General features: G+C 71.6%; 12 protein-coding genes. 7 read left to right on the top strand and 5 right to left on the bottom strand.

All coding sequences use genetic code 11. The features are described from left to right. The first annotated feature begins 8 nt into the window (after positions 1 to 8). Positions 9 to 281 (top strand): BrnT family toxin, encoded by a 273-nt coding sequence (locus ACT54X_RS24030; RefSeq protein WP_476349039.1) that lies wholly within the window; start codon positions 9 to 11, stop codon positions 279 to 281. Next, positions 262 to 543: a BrnA antitoxin family protein gene (locus ACT54X_RS24025; RefSeq protein ID WP_017758158.1), complete on the top strand. Its 282-nt coding sequence runs from the start codon at positions 262 to 264 to the stop codon at positions 541 to 543. The genes ACT54X_RS24030 and ACT54X_RS24025 overlap by 20 nt, the downstream gene beginning before the upstream one ends. A 12-nt stretch (positions 544 to 555) precedes the next feature. On the opposite strand, the gene ACT54X_RS24020 is transcribed toward ACT54X_RS24025, so the two are convergent. Both ACT54X_RS24020 and ACT54X_RS24015 read right to left on the bottom strand, forming a co-directional pair. Continuing rightward, complete coding sequence (locus ACT54X_RS24020) at positions 556 to 1,344, bottom strand: GntR family transcriptional regulator (RefSeq protein ID WP_354321883.1); 789 nt, start codon at positions 1,342 to 1,344, stop codon at positions 556 to 558. Between the two features lie 100 nt (positions 1,345 to 1,444). Beyond that, the gene (locus ACT54X_RS24015; RefSeq protein WP_476349036.1) at positions 1,445 to 2,416 is read right to left on the bottom strand and encodes a Bug family tripartite tricarboxylate transporter substrate binding protein; all 972 of its coding nucleotides are present in this window, start codon (positions 2,414 to 2,416) and stop codon (positions 1,445 to 1,447) included. A 243-nt stretch (positions 2,417 to 2,659) separates the two neighbouring features. Here ACT54X_RS24015 and ACT54X_RS24010 point away from each other — a divergent pair, with 243 nt between their 5' ends. The 5 genes from ACT54X_RS24010 (at position 2,660) to ACT54X_RS23990 (ending at position 9,555) form a co-directional block, all read left to right on the top strand. After that, the gene (locus ACT54X_RS24010; RefSeq protein WP_476349034.1) at positions 2,660 to 5,392 is read left to right on the top strand and encodes a ligase-associated DNA damage response DEXH box helicase; all 2,733 of its coding nucleotides are present in this window, start codon (positions 2,660 to 2,662) and stop codon (positions 5,390 to 5,392) included. A 209-nt stretch (positions 5,393 to 5,601) separates the two neighbouring features. Beyond that, a complete protein-coding gene (gene pdeM / locus ACT54X_RS24005) occupies positions 5,602 to 6,324 on the top strand; it encodes a ligase-associated DNA damage response endonuclease PdeM (RefSeq protein ID WP_476349032.1) in 723 nt (240 codons plus the stop codon). Continuing rightward, positions 6,312 to 6,875: a Crp/Fnr family transcriptional regulator gene (locus tag ACT54X_RS24000; protein WP_294377307.1), complete on the top strand. Its 564-nt coding sequence runs from the start codon at positions 6,312 to 6,314 to the stop codon at positions 6,873 to 6,875. The genes pdeM and ACT54X_RS24000 overlap by 13 nt, the downstream gene beginning before the upstream one ends. Before the next feature lie 351 nt (positions 6,876 to 7,226). Continuing rightward, the gene (locus tag ACT54X_RS23995; RefSeq protein WP_354321888.1) at positions 7,227 to 8,255 is read left to right on the top strand and encodes an aromatic ring-hydroxylating dioxygenase subunit alpha; all 1,029 of its coding nucleotides are present in this window, start codon (positions 7,227 to 7,229) and stop codon (positions 8,253 to 8,255) included. 91 nt (positions 8,256 to 8,346) lie between these two features. Further along, entirely contained in the window at positions 8,347 to 9,555 is a 1,209-nt protein-coding gene (locus ACT54X_RS23990) for an ABC transporter substrate-binding protein (protein WP_476349029.1), read from the top strand. A gap of 13 nt (positions 9,556 to 9,568) precedes the next feature. Here ACT54X_RS23990 and ACT54X_RS23985 read toward each other — a convergent pair whose 3' ends face one another. From ACT54X_RS23985 to ACT54X_RS23975, 3 genes are all read right to left on the bottom strand, one after another. Then, positions 9,569 to 10,339 (bottom strand): TetR/AcrR family transcriptional regulator, encoded by a 771-nt coding sequence (locus ACT54X_RS23985; protein WP_476349027.1) that lies wholly within the window; start codon positions 10,337 to 10,339, stop codon positions 9,569 to 9,571. A gap of 125 nt (positions 10,340 to 10,464) precedes the next feature. Beyond that, positions 10,465 to 11,052 (bottom strand): nucleotidyltransferase family protein, encoded by a 588-nt coding sequence (locus ACT54X_RS23980; protein ID WP_294377318.1) that lies wholly within the window; start codon positions 11,050 to 11,052, stop codon positions 10,465 to 10,467. Beyond that, a complete protein-coding gene (locus ACT54X_RS23975) occupies positions 11,049 to 11,930 on the bottom strand; it encodes a BUD32 family EKC/KEOPS complex subunit (RefSeq protein WP_294377320.1) in 882 nt (293 codons plus the stop codon). The genes ACT54X_RS23980 and ACT54X_RS23975 overlap by 4 nt, the downstream gene beginning before the upstream one ends. Positions 11,931 to 12,025: the final 95 nt, after the last annotated feature.

The following is a 12,025-nucleotide window of genomic DNA, read 5'->3' as shown; positions in this document are numbered from 1 at the left end:
AAATCAGGGTGGAATGGGTTTTCGACACGGGCAAGGATGCCCTCAACCAGGCCAAGCACGGCGTATCGCTAGCCAGGGCATGCGATCTCGACTGGGACCATGCGCTCGTGGCGCCCGAACTGCGGCGCGACTATGGCGAGCCGCGTCAGGTGGCGCTGGCGCCGATGGCCGGCCGGCTCTGGGTGGTGGTGTTCACCGACCGGGCAGACGTGCGCCGGGTGATCAGCCTTCGCAAGGCCAACCTGCGGGAATTCCGACGTTATGAACAAGAAGCGCCCTGAACTCACAGCCCCGACGGCCGTCGAGGACGACGCCCTCACTGCAGCGGCCCTGGCAGATCCGGACAACCTGCCGCTGGATGATGCGCAACTGGCGGCACTGCGGCCCGCGCGCGGACGCCCCAGGCTGGCCCAGCCCAAGGTGGCCCTCACCATGCGGGTGGACGCCGACGTGCTCGAAGCCCTCAAGCGCAGCGGACCGGGCTGGCAGACGCGGGTGAACAGCCTGTTGCGCAACGCCCTGGCCTTGAGCGCTCATCACTGAACGCGCGCTCCTTCAAGCCAGCCCGTTCTGCGGGCGGTTGTTCTCGATCCACACCCGCGTCGGCCCGCCCACGCGCGACAGGCGCATGTGGTACTCGTAGCGGCCCGGGTGGTACAGCCCCGTGAGGTACTGCACCGGCCGGCCCGCGGCATCGCACACCACGCGCGCGATGCGCAGCAGCGGCTCGCCGGCCTGCATGCGCAGGGCCTGCGCCACCTGCAGGTCGGCCAGGGCGGCGCCCATGGTCTGCTCGGCCGAATCGACCTGCACGCCATGCTGCTCCAGCGCGACCAGCATGGGCATGTCCTGCAGCGTGTGCCGCTGCACCGCCGTGGCCAGGTCGACCGGCAGGAAGACTTCGGAGTACAGGAAGGGCTGCGTCTTGAACTTGCGGATGCGCACCACCCGCAGCACCGGCTCGCCGGCCGCAAGGCCCAGCGCCTCGGCGACGTGCGAAGGCGCTTCCACCAGGCCATGGTCCAGCACCTGCACCCGCGTGCGCTCGCCCAGGCTCACGATGCTGTCGAGCAGGCCGGCGCGCAGGGGCAGATGGCGCGGCGGCTCGCCCGTGCCGGTGGGCAGGGTGCCCTTGCCGCGCATGCGCATCACCAGCCCTTCTTCCTGCAGGCGGGCCAGCGCCGTGCGCACGGTCACGCGGGCCACGCCGAATTCCCGCGCCAGCTGGCGCTCACCCGGCAGCGGCAGGCCCCGTTCGTAGTGGCCGGATTTCAGGCGCTCGCGCAGCAGCAGCCGCACCTGCTGGAAGCGCGGCAGGAGAGAGGGTTCGGCAGCGGCAGGCATGCGACCGAATGTAGGAGGGCCGTTGGCGCGGGGCAAGGCGGGTCCTGGCGTCGGTCGTCCTTGTCCGGGGTGTACCGCCGGTCGCCGGTGCGCGGAGGGCTCAATCGACGGTGGCGCCCGAGGCCTTGATGATCTTCGCCCAGTCCTGCACGTCCTGCGCCACGAACTGGCCGAACTGCGCCGGCGTCATGTGGACGGCGGTGGCCGCTTCGGTCTGCATGCGCTCCTGGTAGGCCGGCGAGTCGATGGCGGCCTTGACCGCGGCATAGAGCTTGTCCGTCACGTCCTGTGGCATGCGCGCCGGCCCGAACAGACCGAACCAGGCCTGCGACTCGAAGCCCTTGACGGTGCGGCCGATGGGCGGCACGCCCGGGAACTGCGCCAGCGGCTCGCGCGTGCTCACGCCCAGCAGCTGGATGGCGCCGCTCTTCGCATGCGGCAGCACATTCACAGCGCTGGCGAACATCAGGTCCACCGTGCCGGCCAGCACGTCGGCCAGTGCGGGGTTGGTGCCCTTGTAGGGCACGTTGACGATGTCGGTGCCCGTCATCATCTTGAACTGCTCGCTGGCCAGGTGCAGCGAGGAGCCCTGCGCGCCGATGGCGAAGTTGAGCTTGTCCGGGTTTTTCTTCGCATACGCGATGAGCCCCGCCATGTCGTTGAAGGGCAGGCCCTTGCGGGCGATCAGCACGCTGGGCACGCGCGCCACCATGGTGATGGGGGTGAAGTCCTTCACCGGGTCGAAGCCCAGGTTCCTGTAGAGCGTGGCGTTGATGGTGTGGCCGGTGAAGCTCATCAGCAGCGTGCTGCCGTCGGGCGGGGCCTTGGCCACGTAGGCGGCGGCGATGTTGCCGCCGGCACCCGCGCGGTTCTCGACCACCACCGGGCGGCCCAGGCTGTCGCCCATCATGCGGCCGATGATGCGGGCCAGGGTGTCGGTGGTGCCGCCGGCCGGGCTGCCGACGACGACGGTGAGGGGCCTGCCCTCCTGCGCGAGCGCAAGGCCGGGCAGGAAGGCGGTGGCCGCCAGCAGCGCGCCCAGGGTGGCGCGGCGTGTGCGCGGGAAGGTCATCGGGGCTGTCTCCTTGTGATCAAGCCATGCTAGGCAGGCCGGGCCGGGCGTTCAATGGGACCAACTGGTCCTATCGATGGAGCCACTTGCGCAAGGAAGGCAGTCCGCGGCGCCTGAAGACGCCGTGGCTGGGCATGGCGCGGGCAGGACGGCGCGCGGAGCGGGGCGGGCCCGCACATCCTCCGAGGCACGACGGCCTTTCGACCTGCAAACGGCCCCCATGGCCTTTGCTGTAATCGCGCCATGCCTCGCCGGCCCGCTTCATCGCCTCTTGCCCAGCCGTCCGGCGCGCCCGGGCCTGCGCCCGCGGGCGGACCTGCCGGGCTGGCCGTCCAGCACTGGTTCGACGCCCGCGGCTGGCAGCCCTTCGCCTTCCAGCGCGAGGTGTGGGCCGCCATCGCGGCCGGCCGCTCGGGTCTGCTGCATGCGACCACCGGCGCGGGCAAGACCTATGCGGTGTGGCTGGGCGCGCTGCAGGCGCTGGCCGGCGAGCCGCCCGCCGCGGAAAGCGGCGGCAAGCCACCCGCGCCACCCCCGCTCACGGTGCTGTGGATCACACCGATGCGCGCGCTGGCCGCCGATTCGCTGCGGGCCCTGTCCGAGCCGCTGCCGCTCGTCGCACCGCACTGGGTGGCCGGCTCGCGCAGCGGCGACACCTCGTCCTCCGAGCGCAGCGCGCAGAACCAGCGCCTGCCCACGGTGCTGGTCACCACGCCCGAGAGCCTGTCGCTGATGCTGGCCCGCGCCGATGCGCAGGAGCGTCTGCGCCATCTGCGGCTGGTGGTGGTGGACGAATGGCACGAGCTGCTGGGCAACAAGCGCGGCGTGCAAGTGCAGCTGGCCCTGGCACGCCTGCGCAGCTGGAACGCGGGCCTGATGGCCTGGGCCATGTCCGCCACGCTGGGCAACCTGCATGAAGCCATGGGTGCGCTGCTGGGCCCGGGCGAGGCCGGCGTGCTGGTGCAGGGCCAGGTGCCCAAGACGCTGGTGGTCGACACCCTGCTGCCCGGACGCACGGACCGCTTTCCCTGGGGTGGCCATCTGGGCCTGGCGATGCTGCCGCAGGTGGTGGCCGAGATCGATGCCAGTCCCAGCACGCTGGTCTTCACCAATACCCGCTCGCAGTCCGAGATCTGGTATCAGGCCTTGCTTGAAGCCCGGCCCGACTGGGCGGGTCTGATCGCGCTGCACCACGGCTCGCTCGACCGCGCGGTGCGCGAATGGGTGGAGCTGGGCCTAAAAGGCGGGCAGCTGAAGGCGGTGGTCTGCACGTCGAGCCTGGACCTAGGCGTGGACTTCCTGCCGGTGGAGCGCGTGCTGCAAATTGGCTCGCCCAAGGGCGTGGCGCGGCTGCTGCAGCGCGCCGGCCGCTCGGGTCACGCGCCGGGCCGGCCCTCGCGCGTGAGCATCGTGCCCACCCACAGCCTGGAGCTGGTCGAGGGTGCCGCCGCGCGCGACGCCATCGCGGCCGGCCACATCGAGTCGCGCCACACGCCGCGCGAGCCGCTGGACGTGCTGGTGCAGCACCTGGTGACGGTGGCGCTGGGCGGCGGATTCACGCCCGAGGCGCTCTACGAAGAGGTGCGGCGCACGGCCGCCTATGCGCACCTGTCGCAAGCCAGCTGGCAGTGGTGCCTGGACTTCGTGCGCCAGGGCGGCCCCTCGCTCGCGGCCTACCCGGACTACCACCGCGTGGTGCCCGATGCCGAGGGCGTGTGGCGGGTGCCCGATGCGCGGCTGGCGCGACGGCACCGCAGCAACATCGGCACCATCGTCAGCGACGCCAGCATGAGCGTGCAGTTCGTCGGCGGCGCGCGCATCGGCACGGTGGAAGAGAGCTTCGTCGCCCGCATGAAGCCGGGCGACTGCTTCCTTTTCGGCGGCCGCATGCTGGAGCTGGTGCGCATCCGCGAGATGACCGCCTGGGTGCGCCGCGCGGCGGGCCAGCGCCCGGCCGTGCCGCGCTGGAACGGCGGGCGCATGCCGCTGTCGACCACGCTGGTCGATGCCACGGTGCAGCAGCTGGCGCTGGCCGCCGGGGGGCGCTACGAATCGCCCGAACTGCAGGCGGTGCGGCCGCTGCTGGAGATCCAGCAGGCCTGGTCGCGCCTGCCCACGCCCGACACGCTGGTGGCCGAGGCCCTGCGCACGCGCGAGGGTTGGCACCTGTTCCTCTATCCCTTCGCCGGCCGGCATGTGCACCTGGGGCTGGCCAGCCTGCTGGCCTGGCGGGTGGCGCAGCATGCGCCGCGCACCTTCTCCATCGCGGTCAACGACTACGGCTTCGAGCTGCTCTGCGCCACCGAGGTCGACTGGCCGCACCTGCTGCCCGAGGTGCTGCGCGCCGGTCACGACGCGCCCGCGCAGGAGGCGTTGGCCGCGCACGACGACGACGGCGCGCTGCTGCACGAGGTGCTGGCCAGCCTCAATGCCAGCGAGCTGGCGCAGCGGCGCTTCCGCGAGATCGCGCGGGTGTCGGGCCTGATCTTCCAGGGCTACCCGGGCGAGAAGCGCAGCAGCCGGCAGCTGCAGGCCTCCTCCTCCCTGTTCTGGGAAGTGCTGCGCAAGTACGACCCGGCCAACCGCCTGCTGGCCCAGGCCGAGACCGAGCTGCTGGCGCAGGAGCTGGACATCGCCCGCCTGCGCGAGAGCCTGGTGCGCATGGCCGGCCAGCGGCTGGAGCTGGTCCAGCCCAAGCGGCCCACGCCCTTCGCCTTTCCGCTGATGGTCGAGCGCTTCCGCGAAAAGCTCAGCAACGAGAGCGTGGCCGACCGCATCGCCCGCATGGTGGCGCAGCTGGAGGAGGCGGCCGGCGGCGACATTCCCGTGGGCGACGCGCAGGACGTGCGCCGCACCCTGGCCTTCGGTCAGGAGCAGCCGCCGGACAGGCCGGTGAAGGGCAGCGAGGACGGGGCGCCGGCGCCGCGTCGCGCCCGTCGGCCCCGCAAGCCGTCCAGGCCGTTGCCGCCGATGTGACCGCCGTGCGCGCCGCGCCGTGGGGCGGGGCGGGGCGGGGTGGGCGGGCCGCCGCGGGGACACCGCCTCGCCGACGGCGAGCAGCCCGGGCGCGCGGCGCGTCTGCGATGCCCCAGGGCATCAAGCCGGCCAGTCGTTCGGGACTTCGTGACCGTTCAGCTTTCTGGATGGTTGCCAAACGTAAACTCCTGCCTCCTCCCGCCTCCCCCATGTCCTTCCTGCCCGTCTCCGACGCCCCTGCCGCCCATGAAGTGCTCTGGGCCGGCGAGCGCCTCCACCTGCTGCCCGAGCGCGCCCTGTGGTGGCCGGCGGCCCGGACCCTGTTCATCGCCGACCTGCACATCGGCAAGGCCGCCACCTTCCGGGCGTTGGGCCAGCCGGTGCCCGGCGGCACCACGCAGGAGAACCTGGCGCGGCTCGACGCGCTGATCCATCGGCAGAGTGCGCGCGAGGTGGTCTTCCTGGGCGACTTCCTGCACGCGTCGCAGGCCCGCACGCCGCAGGTGCTGCAGGCGCTGGCCGCCTGGCGCGCGCGTCATCCGCAGGTCGGCATGACGCTGGTGCGCGGCAACCACGATGACCGGGCCGGCGACCCGCCGGCCGAGCTGCGCATCGCGCTGGCCGACGAGCCGTTTGCGCTCGGTCCCTTCGCCTGCTGCCACCATCCGCAGACCCAGCCGGGTCGCTTCGTGCTGGCGGGCCACCTGCATCCGGCCTGCGCGCTGCAGGGCCCGGGTCGTGACAGCCTGCGCCTGCCCTGCTTCGTCAGCGAGCCGGGTCTGGCCATCCTGCCGGCCTTCGGCGAATTCACCGGCGGCCTGCTGCTGCCGCGGATGCCGCAGCGCCGGCTGCATGCGGTGGGCGGCGGGCGAGTGTGGCTGCTGCCGCCCGCGTCCGGCGATGGCGAAGAAGGAGCACCATGGCCTCGGTGAACCTGCGCGAGGAAGCCGCGCTGATGCTCACCCGCTCGTCCATCGTGGCCGAGCTGGACATCCACGACGCGCGCGTCATCGTCGATGCCATGCGCCCCATGGCCGTCAAGGCCGGCACGATCATCATGACCGAGGGCCAGACCGACGACGTCGACTACATGGCGTTGGTGCTCGAAGGCCAGGTACGGGCCGAGGGCACGGGCGTGGGCGACGGCGACGAGGTGGTGATCTCGGTCATCGACGCCGGTCAGCTCTTCGGCGAGATGGGCCTGATCGACGGCTCGCCGCGCTCGGCCACCTGCACGGCCCTCACCGACCTCAAGCTGGCGGTGCTCACCCGCAAGGCCCTGCGCGGCCTGGTGGAAGTGCAGCCGGCCGTGGCCGCGCGGCTGATGCTCTCCATCTCGCGCGCGCTGGCCGAGCGCCTGCGCGAGAGCAACCGCCGCCTGCGCACCCTGTCGCAGATCAGCCGCGCCATGCAGGCCGAGCTGGGCGCGGTGCACGCCGTGAACAAGCGCCTGCTGGCGGCGCAGGCGCGCAAGGGCGGCTGAGGCTTCCTGCGGGCCCGCGCGTGGCGTGGGCTGGCTTGGCTTGGCTCGAAGGCGGGCTTGGCCAGGGCAGTGGCCTCGCCGGCGCGGCGCAAGGCCGGGCGGCTTGGCTTTGCAGGCTGAGCCTGTCGAAGCCCGCCGCTCCACGCCGGGGCAAACGGGCTGACTGACTTTCATCGCGCACGGCCCCCGCGCTTCTCGCCATGCCCTGCAGCAGTGCACCCCACGCACCGTTGCCGACCATGGTGCACTCGAAAATGGAGTGAATACTCCATTAAGTGAAGAAAACACTTACTCCAGGGCTGGCGCGCCGTATGCTGATGTGGATCAAACATCCCATGGAGCCGACGCACGATGAGCAGCACGCCCTATCCCCGCAACGCCTGGTACCCGCTCGGCTGGGCCCGCGACATCGGCCAGTCGCTGGCCAAGCGGCGCGTCCTAGGCGAAGACCTGGTGGTCTTCCGCACCAGCACTGGCGAGGTGGCCGCGCTGGACGACGCCTGCCCGCACCGCCTCGCGCCGCTGTCGCTGGGCCGGCTGCGCGGCGACTCGGTGGAGTGCGGCTACCACGGCCTGGCCTTCGACTGCCGCGGTCGCTGCACGAATGCGCCCGGCATGCAGCGCGCGCCCGCCAATGCGCAGGTGCGCAGCTATCCCACGGCGACGAGCATGGGCATGGTGTGGGTCTGGATGGGCGACGCGGCCCTGGCCGATGCCACGCAGGTCTTCCATCTGCCCGAGTACGACGACCCGGCCTACAGCGTGATCGAGGGCGACGCGCTGCCCGTGGCCGCCAACTACCTGAGCCTGGCCGACAACCTGTGCGATCCCACGCATGTGGTCTATGTGCATCCCACCACGCTGGGCAGCACCGGCCGTGAGGAGACGCGCGTGCAGCACCAGCGCGAGGGCCGCAAGGTCGTCACCTGGCGCTGGGTGATCGACGGGCCGCTCATCCCCATCTTCCAGGGCCTGAAGGACTTCGGCGGCAACGTGGACCGCTGGCACTACTACCACTACCACGCGCCCAGCATCGCCGTGATCGACTTCGGCTCCGCCGCCACCGGAACCGGGGCGCCCGAGGGCGCACGCGGCGACTGCATCCAGATGTTCGCCTGCCACTTCATCACGCCGGTGGACGCGCGCAGTTGCGTGCAGCACTGGCTGCTGCTGAAGAACTCGGCCGCCGACGCGGCCACCGACGAGCGCCTGCGCGCCGGCCTGCGCGTGGCCTTCAACGAGGACAAGGCGGTGCTCGAAGCCATCCAGCGCAACGAGGACAAGCCCCGCGACTGGCAGCGCGTGCAGCTCGGCCTGGACGCCTCGGCCATCAAGATGCGCCGCATCGTGCAGGAAATGGTCGAGGCCGAGTCGGCCTGAGCGTTCGCACGCGCGGCAGCGCCACCGGCGTGCCGCGTCTCCCATTCGGTCTCCCCTGTCTCCGTCCAACACCCGCCCACGAGGACCCGCGATGATCCCCAAGCCCTGGCGCCAAGCCCTCACCGTCGGCCTTCTGGCCGCTGCCGCCTTCCTGCCCGCCGCCGCGCAGGAGCCCATCCGCATCGGCGAGATCAACAGCTACAAGGCCCTGCCGCAGAATCTGGTGCCCTACCGCAACGGCTGGCTGCTGGCGCAGGAAGAGATCAACGCCGCCGGCGGCGTGCTCGGCGGCCGCAAGCTGGAGACGCTGTTCCGCGATGACAACGCCAACCCGGGCGACGCCGTGCGCATGGCCGAAGAGTTGATCGCCCGCGAGAAGATCGACATCCTCTCCGGCGTGACGCTGTCGCACGTGGGCGTTGCGATGGCCGACTTCGCGCGGCAGAAGAAGATGTTCTTCCTCGCCTCCGGCCCGTTGAGCGACAAGGTGGTGTGGGAGAACGGCAACCGCTACACCTACCGCCTGCGCTCGGGCACCTACGCCCTGGCCACGTCGGTTGTGGCCGAGGCCGCCAAGCTCGGCAAGAAGCGCTGGGCGCTCATCTATCCCAACTACGAGTACGGCCAGGCGGCCACCGCCGCCTTCAAGGAGCAGCTCAGGAAGCTGCAGCCCGACGTGGAGTTCGTGGCCGAGCAGGCGCCGCCGCTGGGCAAGATCGACGCCGGTGCGGTGGTGCAGGCCATTGCCGATGCCAAGCCCGACGCCATCTTCAACGTGATGTTCGGCAGCGACCTCACCAAGCTGGCGCGCGAGGGCAAGACGCGCGGCCTGTTCCAGGGCCGCGAGGTGGTGAGCCTGCTGACCGGCGAGCCCGAGTACCTGGACCCGCTCAAGGACGACGCGCCCGAAGGCTGGATCGTCACCGGCTATCCCTACGCCAACATCGACACCCCCGAGCACCGCGCCTTCTATGCGGCGTACCAGAAGAAGTACGGCGACTATCCGCGCCTGAACGCCGTGGTGGGCTATGCCACGGTGAAAGCCCTGGCGGCCGGCATCCAGAAGGCCGGCAGCACCGACACCGAGAAGCTGATCGCCGCCTTCAAGGGCCTGAACTTCTCAACCCCCTTCGGCCCCGCCACCTTCCGGCCGCAGGACAACCAGTCCACGATGGGCATCTACGTGGGCCGCACGGCGGTCAAGGACGGCAAGGGCGTGATGCCGGCAGGCACCTACATCGACGGCAGCAAGCTGGCGCCGCCGGATGATGTGGTGAAGAAACTGCGCAACCCCGGCTGAGCGCGGCGCGCCTTCAGGCGACGCGTGGCTCTGCCTCGATGCTTCGGAGCACCACCTCGCAGATGTGCGCGCGCCAGCCGCTGCGGCGCGGGCGGCTCATCAGGTCCACGCCCATCCACGCTGAGCAGGTGTACTGGTTGGAGATGTAGAAGAAGCCGAGCGACATGATGCTCATGAGCACATGCTCGGCCTTCACGTCGCGGCGGAACACGCCCTGCGCCTGGCCGGCCGACAGGATCTCGGCCACCGTCTCCACCAGCGGGAAGGACGTGCGCCCCACCTGCTGCGACTGGCGGATGTGCCGGCCGCGCAGCAGGTTCTCGTTCATGATCACGCGCACCAGGTCGGGGTTGGCCACGTAGTGGTCCCAGGCATGCTCGATCAGCTGGCGCATGCCCGCCACCGGGTCGGGCGGCAGCACGAAGTCGCGCTGCGCGCCGATCATCTCGGCATAGAGCTTCTCCAGCACCGCCTGGTAGAGCCGCTCCTTGTTGCCGTAGTAGTAGTACAGCATGCGGTCCACCGTGCCGGCCTGCTTGCTGATGCGCTCGATGCGCGCACCGGCAAAGCCATGCTCCGCGAACTCGGCGACGGCGGCGGCCAGGATGCGGTGCTCGATCTGCTCTTCGGGCTCGCGCGGGCGCATGCGTCGCGTGGGGCCGCCAGGGGCCGGGGCGGCCAGCGGCGCCGCGGGTTGCGGCGCAGCCGTCGCATCGGCCGGCGCGGCGGCAGCGGAGGTCCGGCGCGTCTTCTTGGCAGGCGGGTTGGTGTTCTTGGCAGGCACGGCGCCGGGCGGTGTCGGGGGACGGGAAAGAGGCGGATTCTCGCGCAGGCCGGCGGCCCGCCTGGGTGCGCGCGGTGGCGTCGCTGCGGCCCTGCGCGATGGTGGCGCTGCCGGCTGCTCCCCGCTCACGGCAATGACGCAGGCGCGACCTGCAGCCACGGCCACCGTGCCCGGTACGAGGCCGCCTTGCGTTCGTACAGCGCCGCATGCGGCACCAGCGGGTTCATCGCCAGCGTGCCCGCATACAGGCCGTCCAGCCCGTAGGGCGCATACAGCCGGCCGGGCGCGATGCCGACGCAGGTCGCAGGGATCAGGAAGCGGTCGATGCCGTCGCGGCTGCTGTGCAGGCGCGGGTAGGGCTGGCCGAAATGCGCTTCGTACCAGAGGTGCACGCGGGCCTGGTTGCAGGCCTCCAGAGTGATGCCCTGGTCGGCGAACAGGGCATCCACGCGCCGCTGCACGGCCCGCTCTCCAGCCTCGGAAAGGTCGTCGGGGTCGAAGTAGAAGAGGTCGTAATCCTTGATGTCCGCCGCCGGCGGCCGCCCCGACCGCTGGTTCCAGACGGTCTGGAACAGGCAGCCGGCCACCAGCCAGCCGTCTGGAAGGGCCAGCGCGTCCCAGCGCGCCAGGATGCAGGCGTTGTGCGGGTTGCGCAGCACGTCGGCAAGGAAGCGCGCTTCCAGTGCCCTGTCCGGCCCGGGCTGCACCGTCATGCGGCGTGCCAGCGCCCCAGCAGCACCGCCGCGGCGCGCACGCGCTGCGTGTCGCGGCCCCACCGACGGCCTTGGGGCAGGTGCCGCAGCCAGCGCATGCGGCGGGCCGCTTCGGCCACGCGCTCGCGCACGCCGGGCTCGGCCGCGTCCATGGCCGCCTGCCAGTGCGCCGCTGCAGCCTGCGGGCCGGCCGCCAGGATGAGCGCGCCGGTCGAATGCAGGTAGCTCAGCCAGTCGCGGGCCTGGCACTGGTCGGTGGGCAGCGTGGCGCCGGGGTCGTCCTCGAAGTCGATGAAGCCGATCTCGCCATCGGGGCACAGCACCATGTTGCGGGCGAAGGCCTGGCTCAGGTACTGGCCGCGGGCATGCACCCGGGCGATGGCCTGCAGCCCCTGCGCCCAGGCCGCCAGCAGCACGGCCGGGCCCTGGGTGGCGGCCTGCTCCAGGCGCTCCATCAGCATGGCGGCGCTGCGGCCGCTGCCGGCCAGGTCGCTGATCAACAGACCCTCGGGCTGCTCGGCCAGCACCTGCGGCACGCGCAGGCCGCTGGCGGCCAGGCTGCGCAGGCGCGCGGCTTCGATGGCGATGGCCGCCGCGCCGCCGGGGTTGGGCACGGGTGTCAGCACCTCCAGCCGCAGCGTGCGGGCGATGAGCGACAGCAACCGGTAGCGCAGCGGGCCATGGCGCGGGCCGGCCTTCTTGAGCCAGACGCGCCGGTCGTCCAGCCGGTGGTCGGCCACGCTGCGCGCCTGCTTTGGGAGCATCTCGCGCAGGAATGCATGCGGGTCGCGCCGGGGCGGGGCCTCGCCGCCGGCGGTGTCGTCGCGGCGGGGGGAGGAGGACGAGGAACGTCGGAAGGAGGGGCGGAGCGCTGCCATGAAAACGGATATCGGCCGGGCCGGTCGCAGGGCCGCCAGGGGCGCTCGCCGGCGGGCGGCCCGGTGTGCTGCATCATAGGGGGCATTCCCCGACA

The sequence above is a fragment of the Pseudacidovorax sp. DMC4 genome (assembly GCF_056314265.1).
Note: the sequence above shows the minus strand (reverse complement) of the source record. Positions and strands in the feature narration are given on the sequence as shown.